The organism is Nonomuraea sp. NPDC049129, from assembly GCF_040648495.1.
Classification (GTDB): Bacteria; Actinomycetota; Actinomycetes; order Streptosporangiales; family Streptosporangiaceae; genus Nonomuraea.
Genome location: NZ_JBEZDU010000025.1, coordinates 130,453 through 151,501 on the forward strand (window position 1 = coordinate 130,453; position 21,049 = coordinate 151,501).

Consider the following 21,049-nt stretch of genomic DNA (forward strand, 5'->3'; position numbering starts at 1 on the left):
GCGACGGGACTAGGCGCTCGTGGCCAGGAGGATCTTCAGCAGCTCGTCGGGCGCGTCCCGCATCACGTTGTGCCTGGACGCGAGGGCATGCGCGCGCCACGACGGATCGGCCAGCGCCCGCTCGTAGGCCGGCTTGAAGGCCGACTCCCCCTCGCCCTCGGCCGCGTACACATAGTCCTTGCTCCGGAACCGGTCGAGCCCGCCGCGCAGGCGGATCGACTGGATGAGGGAGGCCAGCGGGTGCGGCGTCGCCCGCGGATCGAAGAAGGGCAGCGGCGCGGTCGCGTAGCCGTTCGCGTGGGCGTCGCCGATGTACCAGTGTCGCTGTTCGTCCGTGGCCAAGGTCCAGCAGGAGTCCCCGTCCTCGGGTACGAAGGCGTCGACATAGACCAGACCGTCGACCCGCTCGGGGACGCGGTCGGCGGCACCGGTGATCACCATTCCGCCATAGCTGTGCCCCACCAGCACGACGTCGGTGATCTGCTCGTCCTCCAGGAGGTTCACCACGTCCTCGACGTGCGTGTCGAGGTTGACGGAGGCGTTGAGCAGGTGCTTCCTGGCCCCCAGCCCGGTCAGCGTGATCGGGTACGCCTCGTGGCCGTGCTGCCGGAGCCGGCGCGCCAGCGGTTCGAAACACCACGCGCCGTGGCAGGCGCCGGGAACAAGTACGAAGGTCGTCATCGGGGATTCCTCAGGTAGGTGGCGTACGTCCCCAGCCTCCGGCAGAACGAACCAGAAGTCCAAGAGATAGTACGTCTCCATATGAGAAGGAACAGTTATGGAGGATCAGGCGGTGAGCCGGGCGATCTGCCGTAGCTCGCCGCGGGTCGTCTCGCAGTCCAGCCGCCGGAGTTGGTCCACCACCCGGCCGGCCTGAGGGCTGTACTTGAGCTCCTCGGGGCAGGTCTCCGCCACCTTCCTGAGCATGGCGGTGGCGGCTTCCGGGTTGCGGTCCATGGCGTAGGCCGTGGCCAGGGACAGGAAATAGCGGGCCTGCCGGTCCTTCGCGTACAACCGGTCGGCGTCGACGTCCGCCGCCAGCCGGATGGCCTGCCGGTAGCGTCCCATGCGTGCCGCCACCACCACCGCGTGCAGGTCCACCTCGGCCATGAAGTCCACGCCGAGCCGCCCGCCGAGCTTGCGGGCGCGGTTCAGGAGTTCCTCGGTCCGGAGGAGGTCGTTCTCCTCGGCGGTGGCCAGCGCCGCCGTCAGGTAGCAGGTGCCGATGGTCGACGGGTCGTCCGTGAGCTCGGTCGCGGCCAGGCACAAGCGGCGGGCGTCGGCGTACCTGCCCAGGTGGATGAGGACCTCGGCCAGCTCGGCCCGGGTAAGCGCCCGCAGGTCGGCGGGCGCGGCGGCCACGGCGCGGTCGGCGGCCAGCAGGGCGAGCGGGTGGTGGCCGCAGCCGCGCAGCAGCGTCGCGAACAGCCGGTAGACGTCGGTGAGGTCGGCCGCGGCGGCCTGCCGGTCCTCGGCCTTCGCGTGCTCCGCCGACGTGTCGGCCATCAGGAGGAGGGCGGGCAGGCGACGGCGTAGCTCGGTGTAGCGTCTGGGCGAGCGCCGCCAGATCTCCCACGCCGACGACACGTGGCGGTGGACGCGGTGCACGCTCTCGGTCACCCCGTCGGCGCACAATCTGGGGAACAGCAGTGCCCGGCCGACGTCATCGCATTCGCCGTGGTCGCCCGTGGCCGGCAGTGTTATGTGGCCACCGATGAGTTCGGAAAGGTCGTTGACGCGGAGAACATCGGCGATTCGCATGATGGTGGATAATCGGTCCAGCGGCCTGGCGCCTTTTTCGACCAGCCGGAGCCATTCCTCGCTGCAGCCCACGAGATTCGCCAGAATGCGCCGGGATAGGCCGCGTGCGCGGCGCATGGCCATGATCCGGCCGCCGTCGACCAAGAAATCGCTGGCCATGCCGCCAGATTAGGCGATGAATTCGACGGCCATCGACGGCCATAAATGACCGCCGCTTTGTGCCACCGGGCGCCGAAGAAAAAGCCGCTATCGTATTCGGAGAATCGTGGGATGCCGTCGCGCAACTCCAGTTGGATCCGGGCGGCCCGGCCGGGGTGAGACTGCCGCGACACCGTTCGGCAGGAGGAGACCACGATGACGATCGACGTCGAGTCGATACGGAAGGCATTCCCGTTCTTCGAGACAGCCGCTGACGGCTCCCGTCCACCCGTCTACCTCGACAGCGCCGCCACCACGCAGAAGCCGGCCGTGGTGCTCGACGCCCTCAGCCACTACTACACGCGCGCCAACGCCAACGTGCACCGTGGTGTCTACCGCCTGGCCGTGGAGGCGACCGAGCTGTACGAAGGGGCCCGGCGCAAGGTCGCGGCCTTCGTCAACGCGCCCCGCACCGAGGAGATCGTCTTCACCAAGAACGCCACCGAGGCCACCAATCTCCTGGCCAACACGCTGATGTGGGGCGACGGGCGGCTCCGGGTCGGTCCCGGCGACGAGATCGTCCTGACCGAGATGGAGCACCACTCCAACCTCATCCCCTGGCGGCTGCTCGCCGAGCGTGTGGGGGCGAAGGTCAGTTATCTGGGCATCACGGACGACGGCCGCCTGGACCTGTCCCGCCTGGCCGAGCTGGTCACGGAGCGGACCAAGGTCGTGGCGGTCGTGCACGCCTCGAACATCCTGGGCACCGTGAACCCCATCGCGCCGATCGCGGCCCGCGCGGCCGAGGTCGGCGCCCTGCTGGTCGTGGACGCGGCGCAGTCGGTTCCGCATCTCGGGGTGGACGTCGCCGCGCTCGGGGCCGACTTCGTGACGTTCTCCGGGCACAAGATGTGCGGGCCCACCGGGATCGGCGTGCTGTGGGGCCGGCACGAGCTGCTGGCGGCGCTGCCGCCCTTCCTCGGCGGCGGCGAGATGATCGAGACGGTCAGTGTGGACGCCATGCACTACGCCGCACCCCCGCTCAAGTTCGAGGCCGGGACGCCGCCGGTGGCGCAGGCGGTCGGCCTGGGGGCCGCGTGCGACTTCCTCTCGGAGATCGGGATGGACGCGGTCGCCGCCCATGACCAGGCACTGATCGAGTACGCGCTGGACCGGCTCGGCGAGGTGCCCGGCATCCGGTTCATCGGACCGGCGGACACCGTCGACCGGCTGCCGCTGCTCTCCTTCGTGGTCGACGGCATGCCGCTCCAGCAGGTGCGCACGGCCTTGGACGAGGCGGGGATCGCGGTACGTTCGGGCCACCACTGCGCCCAGCTCGCATGCAGCCGCTTCGGCATCCCGGCGGCCATCCGCGCCTCCTTCTACCTGTACAACTCGCCCGACGAGGTCGACGTCCTGGCCACGACCCTGGAACAGGCGCGCGGCTCCCGGCGGGGTGAACAGACCCCGCACACGGTGTACGACACCCGCCAGGTCCGCCCGTACCAGGAGGTCCTGGTGCCGGGGATCTTCCGGCCCTGGGCGTACCGGCTGGTCGAGGAGCTGGCTCCCGCTCAGGGAGCCAGGGCGCTCGACATCGGCACCGGGCCGGGCACGGTGGCCCGCGTCATGGCGGCGGCCGTGGGCGACGGCGGGGCCGTGGTCGGCACCGACCCGAGCCCGGCCATGCTCGCGCTCGCGCGGGAGGAGCCGCCCGTCAGCGGGGCCCCGATCCAGTACGTCGAGTGCGGCGCGGCCCCCCTGCACGTGTCCGACGAGGCGTTCGACCTGATCACCATGCAGCAGGCGCTCCAGTTCGTCCCGGACCGGCGCGCCGCGGTGGCCGAGATGCGCAGGGCCGCCCGTCCCGGCGCGCGGATCGCCATCGCCACCTGGTCACCGCTCGGCCGCAATCCGCTCTTCCGCGCCCTGCACGACGCGGTCGGCGCCGTGCTCGGCCCCGGACCGGCCGCGTTGTTCGAGGAGCCGTGGTCGCTGGGCGGGGAGGAGGTCGCCGCCCTGGTGGAGGAGGCGGGCTTCGGCCGGGTCGAGCTGCGCGAGTGGACGGTGCCGGTCACCATCCCCGGCGGACCGGACGCCTTGTGCTGCCTCGTCGACTTCTCGGCGGTCGGGCCGCACATCTCCGTCCATCGCCGGGACCTCTACGCCGCCGTCCGCGCGAACCTGGCCCACTGTACGGACGGGCACGGCGTGCACGCGGAGACCTCGGCGAGCGTGGTGACCGCCCGAGCCTGATCGTCAGCGACCCAGCCCGGCGGATGGCCCCGGTGTCGGGCAGGGTCGCCACACACGCAGCCTCACCATTCCGCCATCGAGCCGTCGTCGTGCCGCCAGACCGGGTTGCGCCAGGCGTGCGGGTGGCGGGCGGCCTGCCGTACCGCCTGCTCGTCGATGGTCACCCCCAGGCCGGGCAGCGTGGTGCGGTGGGCGTGGCCGTCGGTGAAGGTGAACGGGGTGGGGTCGAGGACGTAGTCGAGGAGTTCGGCGCCGCCGTTGTGGTAGATGCCCACGCTCTGCTCCTGGATGAGGAAGTTGGGCGTGGCGAAGCCGATCTGCAGGCTGGCGGCCAGCGCGATCGGGCCGAGCGGGCAGTGCGGGGCGAGTTGCACGTCGAACGTCTCGGCGAGCGCGGCGATCCGCCTGACCTCCGAGATGCCGCCCGCGTGGGACAGGTCGGGCTGGGCCACGGCCAGGCCGGAGGTCAGCGGCGGCAGGAAGTCGGTGCGGGAGTAGAGGCGCTCGCCGAGCGCGATCGGCACGTCCGTCGAAGCGGTCAGGTCGCGGAGCCGGTGCAGGTGGTCGGGGGCCAGCGGCTCCTCCACGAACAACGGCTGCAGGTCGGCGACGGCGGCGAGGACGCGTCTGGCGTTGGCGGTCGTGGCGCGGCCGTGCAGGTCGATCGCGAAGTCGCGGCCGGGGCCGAGGGCCGACCTGGCGACCTCCGCCCGGCCCACCACGGACGCGAGGTCGGCGGCGGTGAGGGAGCGCGGCATCAGGCCCGAGCCGTTCATCTTGACCGCGGTGAACCCGGCCTCGACCTGCTTGTCGATCTCCTCCCGCAGCTCGCCGGGGTCGTCGCCGCCGACCCAGGCGTAGACCCTGACCTTGTCGCGGACCGGCCCGCCGAGCAGGGCGTGCACGGGCGCGCCGTAGTGCTGGCCGGCGATGTCCCACAGGGCTTGGTCGAGCCCCGCGACAGCGCTGGAAAGTACAGGGCCGCCCCGGTAGAAGCCGCCCTTGGTGAGCACCTGCCAGTGGTCCTCGATCCGCAGCGGATCCTGGCCGAGGAGATATTCACTGAGTACGTCCACCGCGGCCCGCACGACCTCGGCCCGTCCCTCGACGACGGGCTCGCCCCAGCCGACGACGCCCTCGTCGGTCTCCACGCGGCAGAACAGCCATCTCGGCGGCACCGGGAACGTCTCGATCCTGGTGATCTTCACAGCAGTTCCTCCAGGTCGCGCCACGCCTTGTCGAGCAGGTCCCGCATCGCCGCCTCCGCGGCCTCGCCGTCCTGTCTCTCGATGGCCGTCAGCACCGCCAAATGACTGGGTACGGGGTCGTCGCTGCCGCTGGAGCCGTGGACGAGCCGGTCGCGCCCGGCCAGGCCCGCGCCCATGACGACCTCCATGCGGATGAGCAGTTCGTTGTCGCCCGCCGCCAGCAGCGCCCGGTGGAAGTCCAGGTCGGCCGCGACGGGGTCGGCGGCGGACGCCATCGCGTCCAGTGCCTTCCGCAGGGCGTCGAGCTGTTCGGGGGTACGGCGCAGCGCGGCCAGCCGGGCGACCTGGGGCTCGACGATGGAGCGCAGCTCGTGCAGGTCGCGCAGGAATCCCGGGTCGGGGCGCCCGGCGAACTTCCACCGGATCACGTCGCCGTCGAGGAGGTTCCAGTCGGCGCGCGGGCGTACATAGGTGCCGAGCTTGGGCTTGGCCCCGATGAGCCCCTTGGCGGTGAGGACCTTCATCGCCTCGCGCAGCGCCGTCGAGCTGACGCCGAGCCGTTCCTGCAGGACGGTGACGTCGAGACTGTCGCCCGCCCTGAACTCCCCGCCGAAGATCATCGAGGCGATGGCCTCGACCGTCTGCCCGTGGAGCCCGCGCCCGCTGTAGGCCGCCATCACGCCGAGTCCTTCACGATGCTCCAGCCGCCGTCCACGACCACGCACGCTCCCGTGACGAACGAGGCTTCCGGCGAGGCCAGGAAGGCGATCACCGCGGCCACCTCCTCGGGCGTGCCGAACCGGTCGAGCACGGTGGCCCTGACACTGTCCGCCCGGCCCGCCTCGTCCACCCGGTCCCAGGCGGGCGTCATGATCGGCCCGGGCAGGACGCAGTTGACGCGGACGGCGGGGCCGTACTCGACCGCCAGCTGCCGGGTGAGCGCGGTCAGCCCGCCCTTGGCGGCGGCGTACGCGGGGTGTCCTGGCAGGCCGACGAGCGCGTGCACGGAGGAGGTGACCACCATCGCGCCGCCCCTGGTGGCCAGGCCGGGCAGCAGCCTGCGGGCGGCCAGGAAGGTGCCGGTCAGGCCGACGCCGAGCTGCCGGTTCCACGACTCCAGCGTGATCTGGTGCGCGGGCGCCACCTCGGCGACGGCCGCGTTGCTCACGATCACGTCGATCGGACCCCACTCGGCGACCCGTTCCCAGGTCTCCTCCTCGGCCACGTCGCCGCGCAGGTAACCGGCGCCTGTCTGCGGCGGCTCCGCGACGACATCGACCACCAAGACGGACGCGCCCTCAGCGGTCAGCCGCGCCGCCGTCGCGGCGCCGATCCCCGACGCGCCACCGGTCACGACGGCCGTCCTGCCCGCGAAGCGCCCGCTCATGACCCTGCCAGTACGACGACATCATGGGGAGCCAGCTCCACCCCGGCCACGCTCACGGGCCGGTCACCGTGGTTGAGCAGGAACAAGTGCTCCCCACGCCGTACGACCTCCACCGCGTCGGGCACTCCCTGGAGGACAGGCTCGACCTCCGCCAGCCGCAGGGCGTCGCGGACGAGCTCGCGCATGGCCCGCTCGTCCGGGCGCGTGCCGAGGTAGGTGGCGGCGCCCAGGCCGAAGGCGTGCCGAGTGATCGCCGGCGCCCCGGCCAGCGGGCCGCCGGTGTAGGCGGCCAGGACCTCGGCACCTTCCGCCACGACGTGGTCGGCCCACAGGTCCGCGCTCCCGCCCGAGGTCAGGCCCACACTCTCGCCCTCACTGAGCGGCCAGAACTCCTCCACCCGCAGCCCGAGCAGCTCCCGGAAGGCGCCGGGGTAGCCGCCCAGCCGGATACGGTCGCACTCGTCGACGATCCCGCTGAAGAACGACATCAGCAGGTGCCCACCGCCCTCGACATAGCCGCGCAGGTTGGCGGCCGCCGCGTCGGTGCACAGGTAGAGGTTCGGCACCACGACCAGCTTGTACGCCGACAGGTCCGCCTCGGGCGGCACCACGTCCACCGTGACGTTCTCCCGCCAGAGCGGCGCGTAGTGGGCGCGTACCCGCTCGGGAATCTTCAGCTCGCCCGGCCGGGCGTCCAGCTCCAGCGCCCACCAGTTGGCGTAGTCATGCACGATCGCCACGTCTGCGCGCACCCGCGAGCCCGCGACGCCGGACAGCGCCGCCAGCTCGGCGCCCAGCCCGGCCACCTCGCGGAAGATCCGGTTGTCCGCGCCGCCGTGGGAGACGATCGCCGAGTGGAACTTCTCCGCGCCGCCCGCCGAGGCCCGCCACTGGAAGTACATGACCGCGTCGGCGCCGCGCGCCACCGCCTGGTGGCTCCACAGCCGGTTCAGGCCATCCCGCTTCGGCCGGTTCGGCGGGCGGTAACTGATCGCGCTGGTCGCGGTCTCCATCATCAGGTAGGGCCGGCCGCCGCCCAGCGAGCGCATCTGGTCGTGGAAGAAGGCCGCGTCGATGTGCGCGCCGGGGTCCTTCGGCTCGGGGTAGATGTCGAGCGCCACCACGTCGAAGTCGGCCGCCCAGGAGGCGTAGTCGGCGACCGGCTCCCACATGCCCATGATGTTCGTGGTGATCGGCACGTCGGGGGTCAACTGCTGGAGCACCGCCCGCTCGGCCCGGTAGCAGGCCAGCAGCGCGTCGGAGCTGAAGCGGCGGTAGTCGAGATCCTGCGCCGGATTGCGCAGGGTCGGGGTCGCGCGGGGCGGCAGCACGTCGGCCCAGTCGGCGACCCGCTGGCTCCAGAACGTGGTGGACCAGGCGGCGTTCAGCGCGTCGAGGTCGCCGTAACGCTCGCGCAGCCAGGTGCGGAAGTCTTCGGCGGAGACGTCGCAGTAGCACTCCTGGATGTGGCAGCCGTACTCGTTGCCGACGTGCCAGATGGCCAGCGCGGGATGCCCGCCGTACCTCTTGGCCAGCTGGACGGCCAGCCCCACGGCCGCCTCGCGGTAGACGGGCGAGCTGGGGCAGTAGTGCTGGCGCGAGCCCGGCGACAGGCGCACGCCCTCGCGGGTGACCGGCAGCGTCTCGGGGTGCCGGCGCGACAGCCAGGCCGGCGGTGACGCGGTGCCCGTGGCCAGGCTGACCTCGATGCCCGCGTCGCCGAGCAGGTCCATGACCTCGTCCAGCCAGCCGAAGTCGTAGACCCCCGGCTCGGGCTCGACGAGGCCCCAGGAGAAGACGCCGAGCGTGACGATGGTGACCCCGGCCTCGCGCATGAGGCGGATGTCCTCGCGCCAGACCTCCGGCGACCACTGCTCGGGGTTGTAGTCGGCGCCGAAATGTACTCGGTCGTGCTTCATCCTTTGACGCTCCCTGCGGTGAGGCCCGCCCGCCAGAATCGCTGCAGCGAGGCCATGGTGATGACGAGAAGGAGCGCGGACACCGCTGCGCCGGTGACCGTGAGCTCGAAGAAGGCCGGGTTCCTGAAGGTCTGGGAGTTCCACAGGGCCAGGCCCAACGTGACAGGGTAGAGGTTCTGGTCCGACAGCATCACCAGGGGCAGGAAGTAGTTGTTCCAGATGCCGATGAACTGGAACAGGAAGATCGTGACCAGCGCCGGGCTCATGATCTTCAGGCCGATGCTGAAGAAGATGCGATACTCCCCCGCGCCGTCCAGCCGCGCCGACTCCAGCAGCGCGTCGGGGATCGCCGCGTTGGCGTGGATGCGCGCGAGGTAGACGCCGAACGGGCTGACGATGCTGGGCAGCAGCACCGACCAGAACGATCCGGTCAGGCCCGCCTGGCTGAAGATGAGGTACGTGGGCAGCGCCAGCACCGTGGCCGGCACGAGCACGCCCGCCAGCACCAGGTTGAACAGCGCCTCCCGGCCCCGGAAGGGGTATTTGGCCATGGCGTAGCCCGCCCCGGCCGACAGCATGGTGGCCACCAGCGCGCCGACGCCCGCGTACAGGAAGCTGTTGAGTATCCAGCGGCCGAACAGCCCGTCGCCGAACAGGCGGGCGAGGTTGGCGCCGAGCTGCGGGTGCGGCGACCACAGACCGAACGTGCCGAACAGGTCGGCGGTGCTCTTGGTCGCGGCGACCAGCACCCAGACGACCGGCAGCAGGAAGTAGACGGCCGCCGCGAGGAGCAACGCCATGACCACGACGGTGGCCGGTCTCCACCGGTTCACCACGCTCTGTTCCCCTTCCTGTTCACCAGTCGAAGGAAGCCGAAGGAGATCACGAATGCCATGATCGCGATAAGTGTGGCCTCCGCCGAGGCGAGATGGACATCCGCCTGGCCGAAAGCCTGGTTGTACGCCGCCAGGTTGGGCGTGTAGTCGCTGTTGATCGCCGTGGTGAGCGGCTTGAGTATCAGCGGCTCGACGAACAGCTGGAGGGTGCCGATGAGCGTGAACACGGTGATCAGGATCAGCGGCGCGCGGACCAGCGGGATCTTGACGTGCCAGGCGATCCGCAGCTCGCTCGCGCCGTCCACCCTGGCCGCCTCGTACAGCTCCCGGGGGATGGCCTGCAGCCCGGCGATCAGCACGAGCATGTTGTATCCGGCGAACTGCCAGGTGGAGATGTTGGCGATGGCCAGCAGGATCGTGTCGGGGCCGAGGAAGTCGTGCGGCAGGCCCATGGCGGCCAGTACGTCGATGAGCGGACTGGTCTGCGGTACGTAGAGGAAGCCCCACAGCAGCGAGGCGATCACGCCGGGCACGCCGTACGGAAGGAAGAACGAGACGCGGAAGAACGGCCGGAAGCGCGCCCTCGCCGAGTCGAGCAGCAGGGCCAACGCCAAGGCGCAGACCACCATGGTCGGCACCTCGATCAGGCTGAACACCAGCACCCGGCCGATACTCGCCACGAACGCCTCCTGGCTCAGCGCGGTGGCGTAGTTGCCGAGCCCGGCGAACTCCAGCACCGGCTCGGTCAGACCGAGCCCGCTGCTGGTGAGCTTGAAGAAGCTCTGGTAGATCGCGTAGCCGATCGGCGCGAGGAAGAACAGCGCGAAGGCCACGAAGAACGGCGCGACCAGGACCACCACGTGCGTCCTCGGCCGACCGGGGCGCCGCGAGTTCGCGCGCGCCCCCCGCACCACCCCGGTCACCGTCAACCGCCCGTCACCACGTTGAGGCCCTTGGCCTTGAGCTGCTCGACCATCGCCTGCTGGGTCTTGGCGAAGGCGTCGGTGAGCGTCCCGTCGCCCTGGACCGCGGCCTTGGCGTTGTCGGTCAGCGAGGAGTAGAGCGCGTCACTCACCGGGGGCCAGCGCCAGTCCGTCGCCACGGCGACGTCGGCCTGCTTGAAGACCTCCCAGATGTTCTGGCCGCCGTAGAAGGGGAAGACCGTGTCGTCCTTCTGGAGGTTGGTGACCTGGCTGGTGTCCTTGACGGACGGCCAGCCGTACCCGGCCGACAGCAGGGTGTTGACGCTCTCGGGGGCGCTGTTGAGCCAGACCGCGAACTCAGTGGCCGCGCCGGGGTTCTTGGTGCCCTTCAGGATGGCGGAGGCCGAGCCGCCGCCCCAGCTCGCGGAGGTGAACTGGGCGGCGCCCGCCCACTGGGGCATGGGCGCGACCGCCCACTTGCCCGAGGTGTCCGGCGCGTTGCCGCGGATGATCGCGTCGCCCCACGAGCCGCCGATCCAGCCCACGATGCTGCCCGTCTGCAGGTCCTTGTACCAGGCGTTGGACATGTCGGCCTCGGTCTTGACCAGTTTGCCGTCCAGCATCTTCTGCCAGTACGCGGCCATCTTGCGGGTGTCGGGGTTGTCGATCGTCACCTTCCAGGCGTCGCCCTCGGTGCCGAACCACTGCTGCCCGGCCTGCTGAGCCAGCGAGATCATCCAGGGCGCCTGGTTGGCGGCGAAGGTCGAGATGTAGGCGCTCTTGTCCTTCTTCCTGATGGTCGCCGCGGCCGCGGCGAAGTCGTCCCACGTCTTGGGCGCTTCCAGGCCCCACTTGGTGAACAGGTCCTTGCGGTAGTAGAAACCCATGGGCCCGCTGGCCTGGGGAATCGCGTAGACCTTGTCGCCGAAGACACCGGTCTGCCACTGCCAGTCGACGAACTTGGCCGCGTCGTCCTTCGCGTACTCCGTGACGTCCTGCAGGGCTCCGTTGACCAGGAACGAGGGCAGGGAGTCGTAGCCCACCTGCGCCACGTCGGGCGCGTTGCCCGCCTTGACCGCGGCGAGCATCTTCGCGTATCCGCCGTCGGGGCCCGGGGTGATGGTCTCCAGCTTGACCTTGATGCCGGGGTGGGCGGTGTTGAAGGCGTCGACGGCCTTCTGGATGTCCGGCACCCACGACCAGAACGTCAGTGAGACCGGCTGGGCCGGATCGCCACTTGCCGCGGTGCCGGTCGGCGCGCTCGCACCGCCCCCGCATGCCGCCGCGAGCCCTATAGCGACGACAGCGGCGACCAGTCGGGCCGCCCTGGGAATCTTCGATCCCATGCTGACTCCCTTCGAACGGAACGCCTGACCTGCGGGTTCCGGTTGAGGGGAGACATTATTCGTATTTTATTAATAATACAAGAGTGTTGCTGGGCGGTTTCCTGCGATTTCGTGTGACATATGGGACTATGGGGTCTCGGTAGTGAAGGGGTGCTGAATGCACGATGACTTGCAGGCGGCCATCGAGGGTCTGGTGGCGGAGTTCGGCAGGCAAGTCAGCCAGGTCAGGGAGACACACGCCCAGCTCCGGGAGGTCACGGCCACGGTCTCCGACGGCAACGTGACCGTGACGGCGGGTCCGCAGGGCAGGATCGACGAGGTCGTCTTCCATCCCCGCGTCTACACCCGGCTCTCCCCGTCGGAGCTGGCCCAGGCGGTCCTCGACCAGATCACCGAGGCCAACACGCGGGTCGCCGAGGAGTCGCGGAAGCTGATGGCGCCGTTCGTACCCGAGGGGATGTCGGCCGAGCAGCTGTTCGGCGGCGAGTTCGACCTTGACCGGCTGCTGCCGGACACGCCACTCCAGCGCGGGGAGAGCCGATGAGCGAGTGGGCGCAGGGGTTCGACGTCGCCTGGGGCCAGATGCGTAGGGCGGGCACGGACTGGTGCGCCCCCGCCGCCACCCTGCGTGACGCGAGAGGGCTCGTGCGGTCCGTGCTCGACAGCGCCCCGTGGGGACAGGATCAGTACGGGCGGCAGTTCGCCGCCCGGTTCACCGGCACGCTCGAAGACCTGCTCGACGACTTCCACCAGGGCGCGAAGAGCGTCGACGACCTGACGGAGCAAGTCGACACGGCGGCCCGCAACTACGAGCGGGCCAATCACCTGTATCCGCAGGTCTGAGGCGTGGACCTGAAGACCCTGCTCGGCCCCGCGTTTCCGTACGTGGAACCGGTACTCGGCTGGGTCGTCGGCATGGACTACCCGGAAGGCGACGGCGAGGAGAGCCTGGCGGGGGCCGCCGACCTGCGCAGTGCGGCCGGGATGTGCCGCACGGCGGGCGGCCAGGGGGACGAAGCGCTCAACCACGTGCTGGCCTACGCCGTCGGCCCCGCGGCCACCGCGCTGTGCGGCTACTGGGAGAAGTTCACCACCGATGATCCCGCGTACGTGGAGGAGCTGGCCAAGGCCTGTGAGGCGGCGGCGAACCAGCTCGAGTCATACGGCCTGGACACCGACTACACGCAGAAGTACATCGCGCTCTGCCTGATCCTGCTGGCCTTCCTGCTGCTGCGGTCCTACGCGTTCGGGCCCGCCACGGGCGGTGCCTCGTTCCTGTCCATCGGGCCCGCCTGCTCGATGGCCAGGCTGAACGTCAGGACGATCGCCAAGCTGCTGCTGATGAGCATCGCGTTCATGGTCGGCCTGGACGGCGGCACCCAGCTCTGGCAGTTCGCCGAGGGTAAGCGGCACGAATGGGACGGCGGCAAGACGGCCGCGGCGGTGGAGGGCGGCCTGCTGACCGGGCTGGCGTTCGCCGGGCTGGGCGGGATCATCGCCAAAGTCGGCGGTCCGCGGCTGCTGGGCGGCGTCGTGCTGAAGGAGGAGCTGACGGCGCGCGAGCGGGTGGCCGCGTTCCTGACCCAGACCGTGGGCGGGGTGGCGACCCAGAGCAGTGTGGCCTCGGTGATCGGCTCGATCCCCATGCTGTACGAGAGCGGCCGGCTCACTCCGGAGATGCTGGCCAAGGCGGCGGTGGCGGGCTTCGTGGGCGGCATCGACGGCAGGGCGGGCTACGCGGGCCCGCGCGCCGCCGACGGCCTGCGCATGCCGCGCCTGGGAGAGGCGCCACGACTGGACGGCACCCGGCTGGAGGGCACGGGGCGTCCGGCTGATCAGCGGGCGCCCGCGTACCACTTCGGCCAGGACCCGCACGACGGTCCGGGCCGGCCGCCGCCCGAGGTGACCGGACGGGCCGAACCCGGCGGCGGCGGGACGGCCGTGCCGGTGCTCACTCCCAGGCACCGAGAGCTCATCCGGCAGAGCCGGCACGAGGTCGCCGCGGGCGTCTGGTACCGGGATCCGGGCCGGGCGGTCATGCCCAGCGCGGACATGCGGCTGCTGCGGCAGACGCCCGGCGTCATCAACGTGGGCATCCGCACCGACCGCCACGGGTTCTACATCGGCGACGAGCGGCTGTCGAGCCGCGACGTGGGCACGATGCTCGCCCACGACCCGGCCGTGCGGGCCGACCCCACCGCCAAGCTGCGCCTCCTGGGCTGCGACCTCGACCAGAATCGCGTCGCGGTGCGGCAGCTCGCCGACCTCACCGGCCGGGAGGTCATCACGGCTGACAAGCTGGTCTACATCGGCGCCGACCGGCAGGCGCACACCGGGAGCATCCCTCAATACCGTGCCGACGGCCGGCCGATCTTCCGCGACGACGGCCAGTGGCACCACACCCGGCCGGAGCAGCCGCACCAGCAGCCGGCCGTCCCGGCGGACATGGCCCGGCCGAGTCCCGAGCTGCCGCCGGGGGCGCTCAACGAGGAGACACTGAAGGCGAAGCTGGAGCAGGAGAAGCCGCAGCCCAAGTTCCTGGCCGGTGGCCAGCATGGAGTGGTGCAGACGGTCCGGTTCCGCGACGGCACCGTCCTGATCCGGAAACTCCATCTCTACGGGCATGTCACGGTGAAAAAAGACCTGCTCGCCTCCCTCGTCGGGCGGATGGTCGGCGCCCCCGTACCGCACGTCATCAGGGATCCGTTCAACCGGGACGCGGTCTACATGCAGTTCATGGACGGCGTCGACCCGTCCGAGATCAGGGGCGAGCTGTTGCCCTTCCACGAAAGCGCGGGGGGAAGGCGGCTCGGCCTGCTCGACGCCCTGATCGGCAACACCGACCGCAGGGGCGGCAACTGGCTCGCGCACGGGAAGGACGGGGTGGGCGGCATCGACCTCAGCAGGTCCTTCTCGTTCGGCCTCGACAAGATCGAGTACGCCCAGAACGACTTCGCCTGGCACTACATGGACGACGACGGCGAGTGGATCGACAACCAGCTCACCCGCGAGGACATCGACATGTTCACCGAGCGGATCCAGGCGCTGCGGCCGGAGTTCGAGCGGCTGGGTCGCCAGGCGTGGCACGACGAGGTGCTCGACCGCCTGTACCAGATCGCCGACCACGCGACCGGCGACGTGCCGTTGACCCATGAGCCGGTCCACCACTTCGGCGGGCTCCTGAGGTGACCGAGCAGCTCATCAGCCTCTATGCGATCATCGGCTGGCAGCCGTCCGTTCTCGACAGGTACCGTCCGGAGGGGAAGAGGCCATGATCATGGTCGCTCGGGTGTTCGACGGTGTCCGGGACGGGGTGCCGTACTTCGAGCCCGGTCATCCGCTGGTGGACAGCCCAGACGAGCGCGAACGGCTGGCCGGCTACCTGGAGGCGGGCACGCCGATCCTGGGCACCACCGGACTGGACGTGGACCGGGTAGAGCCGGCGCGCGGCGAGGTGGTGCCGCTGAGCTTCCGCACCGACGGGACGTACGTCTGGACCGACACGGTCACCTACTACCTGCGCACCCACCACCTGCGGCCGGACCCGGAACTGTGCGCCCACATCGCGGCCGGCGGGTACGTGTGCCCCGAGGTCGGCGAGGACACCGCCGCGCGGGTCCTCCAGGAGTTCTACCGGTTCTCCGCCGAGTCCGGATAGCCGAGCGGGTGAACCTGTGCGGCCGGCGGTCCGTACCTCTACGCAGGACGGGATGTCGCGAGCCGAGGAGGTCTGCCACGTGGGCGTTCGTCGTCGCCGGACCGCGGGCGTGGCCGTCGTCGCGCTCGGCCTGCTCGCCGGCGGCCTGCTGCTGCCCGCCGCACCGGCCGACGCCCACGGGGCGCTGGAGAACCCGCTCAGCCGGGCGGCGGCCTGCGGCGCCGACAGCCCACTGTCGAAGAAGTCCCCTGCCTGTACGGCCGCCATGGCAGTGAGCGGTACGGAACTGCCCGACGGGTGGGACAACCTCAGGGTGGCGGACGTCGCGGGCCGGGACCGCGAGGTGATCCCCGACGGGAAGCTGTGCAGCGGCGGCATCGAGGGCTTCGGCGGCCTCGACCTCGCCCGTGCCGACTGGCCCGCCACCAGGCTGACGGCTGGAGCGGGGTTCACCTTCAAATATCGCGGCACGATCCCGCACAAGGGGACCTTCCGGCTGTACGTCACGACGGACCGCTACGACCCGTCGCGTGCCCTCAAGTGGTCCGACCTGGAGAGGCAGCCCTTCCTCAAGGTCACCGACCCGGCGATGGCGGACGGCTCGTACGTCATGAAAGGGCGGCTGCCTGCCAGCAAGAGCGGCCGTCACCTGATCTACACGATCTGGCAGAACTCCGACACACCGGACACCTACTACTCCTGCTCCGACGTGGTCTTCCGCGCCGCCAAGGCCGCCGCCGCACCGTCCGAACCCGCACCCACGGACTCCGCCGCTGCCGAACCCGCACCCACCGACTCCACAGCCGACGACCCCGCAGCCGACGACTCTGGGACCGACGACCCTGGGACCGATGAGTCCGCGACCGACGAGTCCGCAGTCGCCGACCCCGCATCCGAGCCCGTGGCCGCCGCGCCCGCGGCCGCTCTCGCCGGGAGCAGCGGGAGCGGCGGCCTGCCGTGGGCGGTCGGCGGCGTGGCACTCCTCGCCGCCGTGGCCGGGGCGATCATCGTGCTGACCCGAGCGAAAGGCCGCCGCCCGAGGTAGGGGCCCGAGTCACAAGTCGCGGTCTCAGCACTCGGGATCAGGGCCCCGGCCTCCCGAGATCATCGGGAAGCCGGGGTCCCCGTCCGGTCAGCCCGTCGTGATGAAGCCGTCCGGGTTCACCACCACCGGGGACTCCAGGTAGAGGTCGCGGTATTCGTCCTGGATGCCGCTGTTGTGGATCTGGATGGCCAGCGGACCGGCCTGCCCGGCGGTGGTGTCCTTGAAGGCCAGCACCTTCACCGCCGTACACGTGGGCGTGCCCGCGGTGATCGGGCAGCAGGCCATCTTGGCCTCGCCGGTGCTCTGGTTGGCCACGAGCTCGCACTGACTCCAGTTGTGGATGTCCCACTTGGTGTGCGGGAACTGGGTGAACAGGCTGCCGCCGCCGTTGTTGTGACCGGGGCGGTAGTCCCAGTGGCCGCCGTTGGGCGGCTGGAACTGGATGGCGCTGAGGGCATCCCTGATCGGCGTGGTGGTGCCCCAGATCAGCACGGTCGGCGCGTGGTCGCCGGACACCTGCCGGACACTGAAGATCCAGCGGAACGTGCCGGTCTGCTGCTTGTTGTAGTAGATCCAGCCTCGGCCCGCCGTACCGGTGCCGTGGATGGCGTTGTCGCGTACGGTCCAGCCGGCCGCCGCGTGCGGGGTCCAGCCGTTCAGCGTGGTGCCGTCGAACATGGAGACCAGGTACGGGTCGCCGTAGGGGTTCTGCGCGACGGGGGTGTGGACGGTGAGATCGGGGCTCGGCGGGGAGGCGTTGCCGGCCGCGTCCCGCGCGACGACGTGGATGGCGTGGTCGGTGTCGGCGCTCAGGCCCGTACAGGTGCCCGTGGTGGTCTGTCCCGAGACGGTGCCGCACGCCCGCCCGTCGCCGAACAGGTCGTAGAAGGCGACGCCCACGTCATCGGCCGAGGCCGCCCAGGTGACCGTGACGCTCGACGAGGTGATGGCCGTCTGGCTCGGCTGGCCGGGGGCCGTGGGCGGGTGGGAGTCGATGGGCCCGGAGACGGTGAGCTTGTCGAGGTTGGGCCCGCCGGTGGCGGCCGTGGCGGTCGCCCTGACCGTGTTCGCCCCGGCGTTGAGCTGGGCGGTGATGGGGAGGTCGACCCAGGTGTCCCAGTTCGCCGTGGGGTTGAACGCCTTGCCGGCCGCGACCACGGTCCCGTTGACCGAGATGTCCAGTGGGCGGTTCTCCTTCGTGCCGTTGGCGTAGCGCAGGGTCAGCGTCGCGGTGGCCGCCTCGGCGGCGTTCACGGTCCACTCGACGTAGCCGCCGGTCGTGTTGACGTAGTCGACGAAGCCGGTGCCGGTGAAGCCGGTGTGGTTGGTGGCCACCGCCGCCTGGGAGAGTACGGCGCTCTCCGCCTGGTAGGCGATGTCCTGGGTGCTGGAGGGGGTGACGTCGAGGAAGTCCAGGTTGGGATTGCCGTTGGCGGTGGTCGCGGTGACCCTGACCGTGTTGGCGCCCGCGCGCAGCGTCGCGGTGAGCGTGGCGGTGGTCCAGGTGTCCCAGGTGCCCGTGCTGGTGAACGCGTGTCCGGTGGCGATCGCCGTGCCGTTGACCGTGATGGTGGCGGGGCGGTTGGTGGTGGTGCCGTTCGCGTAGCGCAGGTCGAGGGTGGCGCTGCCGTCCGAGGGGGCGGTGACGGCGAACTCCAGGTAACTGCCCGAGACGTTGTCGCCGTTGACGTAGCCGGTGCCGGAGAAACCCGTGTGGGTGGTCTCCAGGACGCCCTTGGAGATCGTGGCGGCCTCCGCCTCGTAGCGGTTCGTGGCCGCCTGCGCTATACCTCCGATCAATGTCGTCGCCAGGAGGGCGAGCATGGCTAAGACAGGCACCGTTCTGGACATGGCGCAGCTCCCTGTGACGTGCGCTCGTTAATAAACTTTCCTAATATTTCTTGATATGACCACTGGCAGCCAGGCGAGTCAATAGGTCGGATGTGTTCACTTGGAACGGCATGGAACGCCCCTTTGTCAGGAGATATCGCTACACAGGGGAAAGGCGCCCATATGGAACTGCGGACCCGCTTCACCGAGGCGTACGGTCTGACCACCCCGATCGCGCAGGCCGGCATGGCGTTCGCCGGGATGCTGCCGGAACTGGCCATCGCGGTGAGCAACGCCGGCGCGCTGGGGTCGCTCGGGGTGGGGCTCATGCCGACCGCCGCCATGGTCGAGACCATCGAAGCGGTACGGGCCGGCACGACCGGGCCGTTCAACGTCAACTTCGTCACCCCCTTCGCCAAGCCCGAGCAGATCGACGCGGTCTGCGCGGCCGGCGTCGCGGTGGCGTCATTCCACTGGGGGCATCCGCCGAAGAGCTGGATCGGCCAGTTGCACGGCGCGGGCGTACGCGTCTTCGAGCAGGTCGGCTCGGTGGACGACGCCAAGCGGGCGGTGGACGACGGGGTGGACGTCGTGGTGGCGCAGGGGCTGGAGGCGGGCGGGCACAATTACGCGACCCTGCCGACGTTCGCGCTGGTCCCGCTGGTGGTCGACGCGGTCGCCCCGGCGCTGGTCCTGGCGGCCGGCGGGATCGCGGACGGCCGTGGGCTGGCCGCCGCGCTCATGCTGGGGGCCGACGGCGCCTGGATCGGTACGCGACTGGTGGCCACGACCGAGTCGGCGGCGCACGAGGGCTACAAGAGCCGGCTGGTGACGGCACGGGGCACCGACACGGCGCGTACGCCGATGTTCGGCCCGGAGCATCCGGCGTTCAATCCGACTCGGGTGCTACGTAACCGGGTCGTCCGCGAGTGGCACTACCGGGCCGACGAGGTGCCGCGCGACACCTCGGGGCTGGAGGTCATCGGGCACACGGTGGTCAACGGGGAGCCGGTGGAGATGCACAAGTTCTCCTTCCTGGTCCCGATGCGCGGCCTGACCACCGGCGACCTGGAGGAGATGGCGCTGCTCGCGGGCGAGGGCGTGGGCCTGGTCGACTCGATCGAGCCGGCGGCCGTGGTGATCGACACGATCACCACGCAGGCCCGCGCCGCCCTCGACCGCTACAGGGGAGCATCCTGAGCGTCACCAGTTGGCGGGCAGTCCCGGTGTGGTCGCGGGCAGGGCACGGCCGGGCGGGTGGATGACGTACACGATGCCGCCGCTGCTGGAGCTGCGCAGCCAGACGTTCTCGAACGCGGCCCGCGGATAGACGTGCCGCACCGCGTCGTCATCGGCGGAGGCGGGGTCGTTGGCGATCACGTCGCCGTCGGCGGTGAAGCCGACGATCACCATGATGTGCCCGTTGGTGCCGTACCCGGCGCCCGGCAGCTCGCCCTTCTTGAACGACTGCGAGGTGATGACCGGGATGCCGGCGCTGATCAGCTTCTCCAGCTCGGTCAGCGTCCGCAGGCGGGTGACGAAGCCGTCCATGCCGTAGCGGCCGGCGTAGGCGGTGTTGAACGGCCAGTTGCCCGCGCCCTGGTAGGCGTGGTCGTAGGAGAAGCGGGCGGCGTAGTCGACTTCCGGATCGGGATCGGACGGATCCACCCAGGAGGTGTCCTCCGCGCTCGGCCACTTGTCCCAGTAGCCCAGGACCATCGTGGTCGAGGTCGGGCTGCACCAGGCCTGACCGCCGCCGTCCCATTCGGGGTAGTGGCCCTCGTGCACGTTCTGGGAACGGCGCGGCACGGCCAGCTCGGTGCCCCACGCGCCGCCGCCCGGGCTGACCGGCACGGTCTTGCGCTCGGGCACGTTCGAGGCCATCGCGCCCAGCGTCCGTACGGTCGGCGTCACGGCGGAGCCGGGAGTCCGGTACAGGGTGAGGCGTAGCTGGTAGGCGTTGATCTGCTTGTCCGCCGCCGCGACGAACGTGTCCACGGAGACGGTGCCGTCGGCGTCGGCCTGCCCGGACACCGAGGTGCGGCGGATGTCGCCCTCTCCGTACGCCCAGCGGCCGAGCACGTACCACTTGCTCAGCCCGGCCGTGTGCCGGGTGCGCGCCTCGACCTGCAGCCAGCTGCCCGCCGGGAGTTCGGCGGTCCAGGAGGCGATGAGCTCGGTGGCGGCGAAGCCGATCGGTGACTCCGGGCCGGTCCAGCGGGCGTACTCCCAGCTCTTGGTGCCGAGCGCGTCGGTGTAGGTGGTGGTGCCGACCGCGGCGGCGAACGACAGGCCCTCACCGATGACCGTCCCTTCGGGCGTACCGGTGGCGAAGTCGGCCCGTTGATAGACGACGTCCGTCGTGGCCGCCGCGGGTTTCGTGGCGGCGAGGCCGGTCGCGGGGGCCGCCAGGGTCGCGGAAACCAGGACGGTGGAGAGGAGTACGGTCAGCGCGCGCATGAACCTACCTTGCTTGGACGGCGCTCGATGCGGCAGACAGTAGACATAGAGGGCATACAACGCATCGGAAAATGTACGTACGCGCACTGTCCGCTATTTAGCTCAAGCTCGCAGGGCCGCTTGGCGCTCCAGCCGGGGCAGCCGCATGGTGACGGTGAGACCGCCCTCCGGCCGCGCCTCGGCGGTGACCGTGCCGCCGTGCGCGTCGACGATGGCCCGGACGATCGACAGTCCCAGCCCCGCGCCGCGCGCCGACCGCACCCGGTCGCCCTGCAGCCGGCG

Annotated in this window: 19 protein-coding genes; 7 read left to right on the forward strand and 12 right to left on the reverse strand. The window is 70.6% G+C overall.

Going from position 1 to position 21,049, the window contains the following annotated elements:
* Window positions 1-9 precede the first annotated feature (9 nt).
* Together AB0B64_RS48430 and AB0B64_RS48435 are read right to left on the reverse strand one after the other, a co-directional pair.
* A complete protein-coding gene (locus AB0B64_RS48430; RefSeq protein WP_358193503.1) occupies window positions 10-681 on the reverse strand; it encodes an alpha/beta hydrolase in 672 nt (223 codons plus the stop codon).
* 105 nt (window positions 682-786) lie between these two features.
* Entirely contained in the window at window positions 787-1,920 is a 1,134-nt protein-coding gene (locus AB0B64_RS48435; RefSeq protein ID WP_357939374.1) for a helix-turn-helix transcriptional regulator, read from the reverse strand.
* Window positions 1,921-2,115: 195 nt separating this feature from the next.
* Between AB0B64_RS48435 and AB0B64_RS48440 the strand changes: the two genes are divergently transcribed.
* Window positions 2,116-4,155 carry a SufS family cysteine desulfurase gene (locus AB0B64_RS48440; RefSeq protein WP_358193530.1) on the forward strand — a complete coding sequence of 680 codons (2,040 nt, stop codon included), beginning with the start codon at window positions 2,116-2,118 and terminating at the stop codon, window positions 4,153-4,155.
* A gap of 62 nt (window positions 4,156-4,217) precedes the next feature.
* Here the strand turns inward: AB0B64_RS48440 and dgoD are convergent, their stop codons facing one another.
* From dgoD to AB0B64_RS48475, 7 genes are all read right to left on the reverse strand, one after another.
* Window positions 4,218-5,363 (reverse strand): galactonate dehydratase, encoded by a 1,146-nt coding sequence (gene dgoD / locus AB0B64_RS48445; RefSeq protein ID WP_357939370.1) that lies wholly within the window; start codon window positions 5,361-5,363, stop codon window positions 4,218-4,220.
* On the reverse strand, window positions 5,360-6,040 hold the full coding sequence (locus AB0B64_RS48450; protein ID WP_357939757.1) for a FadR/GntR family transcriptional regulator: 681 nt from the start codon (window positions 6,038-6,040) through the stop codon (window positions 5,360-5,362). The genes dgoD and AB0B64_RS48450 overlap by 4 nt, the downstream gene beginning before the upstream one ends.
* A complete protein-coding gene (locus tag AB0B64_RS48455) occupies window positions 6,040-6,750 on the reverse strand; it encodes an SDR family oxidoreductase (protein ID WP_357939368.1) in 711 nt (236 codons plus the stop codon). Before AB0B64_RS48455 ends, AB0B64_RS48450 begins: the two co-directional genes overlap by 1 nt.
* Complete coding sequence (locus AB0B64_RS48460; protein ID WP_358193562.1) at window positions 6,747-8,669, reverse strand: beta-galactosidase; 1,923 nt, start codon at window positions 8,667-8,669, stop codon at window positions 6,747-6,749. The genes AB0B64_RS48455 and AB0B64_RS48460 overlap by 4 nt, the downstream gene beginning before the upstream one ends.
* Window positions 8,666-9,469, reverse strand: coding sequence for a carbohydrate ABC transporter permease (locus AB0B64_RS48465; protein ID WP_358193569.1), 804 nt, complete (start codon window positions 9,467-9,469; stop codon window positions 8,666-8,668). Before AB0B64_RS48465 ends, AB0B64_RS48460 begins: the two co-directional genes overlap by 4 nt.
* A 29-nt stretch (window positions 9,470-9,498) precedes the next feature.
* Complete coding sequence (locus AB0B64_RS48470) at window positions 9,499-10,365, reverse strand: sugar ABC transporter permease (protein WP_357939362.1); 867 nt, start codon at window positions 10,363-10,365, stop codon at window positions 9,499-9,501.
* A 65-nt stretch (window positions 10,366-10,430) separates the two neighbouring features.
* A complete protein-coding gene (locus tag AB0B64_RS48475) occupies window positions 10,431-11,774 on the reverse strand; it encodes a sugar ABC transporter substrate-binding protein (RefSeq protein WP_358193597.1) in 1,344 nt (447 codons plus the stop codon).
* A gap of 157 nt (window positions 11,775-11,931) precedes the next feature.
* Here AB0B64_RS48475 and AB0B64_RS48480 point away from each other — a divergent pair, with 157 nt between their 5' ends.
* The 5 genes from AB0B64_RS48480 (at window position 11,932) to AB0B64_RS48500 (ending at window position 16,477) form a co-directional block, all read left to right on the forward strand.
* The gene (locus tag AB0B64_RS48480; RefSeq protein ID WP_357939358.1) at window positions 11,932-12,318 is read left to right on the forward strand and encodes a YbaB/EbfC family nucleoid-associated protein; all 387 of its coding nucleotides are present in this window, start codon (window positions 11,932-11,934) and stop codon (window positions 12,316-12,318) included.
* Window positions 12,315-12,617, forward strand: a complete 303-nt coding sequence (locus AB0B64_RS48485) for a hypothetical protein (RefSeq protein WP_357939356.1) — start codon at window positions 12,315-12,317, stop codon at window positions 12,615-12,617. The genes AB0B64_RS48480 and AB0B64_RS48485 overlap by 4 nt, the downstream gene beginning before the upstream one ends.
* A gap of 3 nt (window positions 12,618-12,620) precedes the next feature.
* On the forward strand, window positions 12,621-14,963 hold the full coding sequence (locus AB0B64_RS48490) for a hypothetical protein (protein ID WP_358193614.1): 2,343 nt from the start codon (window positions 12,621-12,623) through the stop codon (window positions 14,961-14,963).
* 82 nt (window positions 14,964-15,045) lie between these two features.
* Window positions 15,046-15,432 (forward strand): hypothetical protein, encoded by a 387-nt coding sequence (locus tag AB0B64_RS48495; RefSeq protein WP_358193622.1) that lies wholly within the window; start codon window positions 15,046-15,048, stop codon window positions 15,430-15,432.
* Between the two features lie 79 nt (window positions 15,433-15,511).
* Window positions 15,512-16,477 carry a lytic polysaccharide monooxygenase gene (locus tag AB0B64_RS48500; protein WP_358193631.1) on the forward strand — a complete coding sequence of 322 codons (966 nt, stop codon included), beginning with the start codon at window positions 15,512-15,514 and terminating at the stop codon, window positions 16,475-16,477.
* A gap of 87 nt (window positions 16,478-16,564) precedes the next feature.
* On the opposite strand, the gene AB0B64_RS48505 is transcribed toward AB0B64_RS48500, so the two are convergent.
* A complete protein-coding gene (locus AB0B64_RS48505) occupies window positions 16,565-18,328 on the reverse strand; it encodes a CBM35 domain-containing protein (protein WP_358193642.1) in 1,764 nt (587 codons plus the stop codon).
* Window positions 18,329-18,490: 162 nt separating this feature from the next.
* On the opposite strand from AB0B64_RS48505, the gene AB0B64_RS48510 reads away from it, so the two are divergent.
* The gene (locus tag AB0B64_RS48510) at window positions 18,491-19,507 is read left to right on the forward strand and encodes a nitronate monooxygenase (RefSeq protein WP_357939346.1); all 1,017 of its coding nucleotides are present in this window, start codon (window positions 18,491-18,493) and stop codon (window positions 19,505-19,507) included.
* A 3-nt stretch (window positions 19,508-19,510) separates the two neighbouring features.
* On the opposite strand, the gene AB0B64_RS48515 is transcribed toward AB0B64_RS48510, so the two are convergent.
* Together AB0B64_RS48515 and AB0B64_RS48520 are read right to left on the reverse strand one after the other, a co-directional pair.
* A complete protein-coding gene (locus tag AB0B64_RS48515; protein ID WP_358193657.1) occupies window positions 19,511-20,767 on the reverse strand; it encodes a C39 family peptidase in 1,257 nt (418 codons plus the stop codon).
* A gap of 102 nt (window positions 20,768-20,869) precedes the next feature.
* The coding region (locus AB0B64_RS48520) for an ATP-binding protein (RefSeq protein WP_358193665.1) at window positions 20,870-21,049 on the reverse strand (180 nt) is incomplete at its 5' end.

Coding starts and splice junctions, on each gene's coding strand:
- AB0B64_RS48475 (WP_358193597.1), bottom strand. CDS start 11,774: ATGGGATCGAAGATTCCCAGGGCGGCCCGACTGGTCGCCGCTGTCGTC.
- AB0B64_RS48505 (WP_358193642.1), bottom strand. CDS start 18,328: ATGTCCAGAACGGTGCCTGTCTTAGCCATGCTCGCCCTCCTGGCGACG.
- AB0B64_RS48515 (WP_358193657.1), bottom strand. CDS start 20,767: ATGCGCGCGCTGACCGTACTCCTCTCCACCGTCCTGGTTTCCGCGACC.
- AB0B64_RS48480 (WP_357939358.1), top strand. CDS start 11,932: ATGCACGATGACTTGCAGGCGGCCATCGAGGGTCTGGTGGCGGAGTTC.
- AB0B64_RS48485 (WP_357939356.1), top strand. CDS start 12,315: ATGAGCGAGTGGGCGCAGGGGTTCGACGTCGCCTGGGGCCAGATGCGT.
- AB0B64_RS48430 (WP_358193503.1), bottom strand. CDS start 681: ATGACGACCTTCGTACTTGTTCCCGGCGCCTGCCACGGCGCGTGGTGT.
- AB0B64_RS48495 (WP_358193622.1), top strand. CDS start 15,046: ATGATCATGGTCGCTCGGGTGTTCGACGGTGTCCGGGACGGGGTGCCG.
- AB0B64_RS48460 (WP_358193562.1), bottom strand. CDS start 8,669: ATGAAGCACGACCGAGTACATTTCGGCGCCGACTACAACCCCGAGCAG.
- AB0B64_RS48450 (WP_357939757.1), bottom strand. CDS start 6,040: ATGGCGGCCTACAGCGGGCGCGGGCTCCACGGGCAGACGGTCGAGGCC.
- AB0B64_RS48510 (WP_357939346.1), top strand. CDS start 18,491: ATGGAACTGCGGACCCGCTTCACCGAGGCGTACGGTCTGACCACCCCG.
- AB0B64_RS48455 (WP_357939368.1), bottom strand. CDS start 6,750: ATGAGCGGGCGCTTCGCGGGCAGGACGGCCGTCGTGACCGGTGGCGCG.
- AB0B64_RS48435 (WP_357939374.1), bottom strand. CDS start 1,920: ATGGCCAGCGATTTCTTGGTCGACGGCGGCCGGATCATGGCCATGCGC.
- AB0B64_RS48440 (WP_358193530.1), top strand. CDS start 2,116: ATGACGATCGACGTCGAGTCGATACGGAAGGCATTCCCGTTCTTCGAG.
- AB0B64_RS48465 (WP_358193569.1), bottom strand. CDS start 9,469: ATGGCGTTGCTCCTCGCGGCGGCCGTCTACTTCCTGCTGCCGGTCGTC.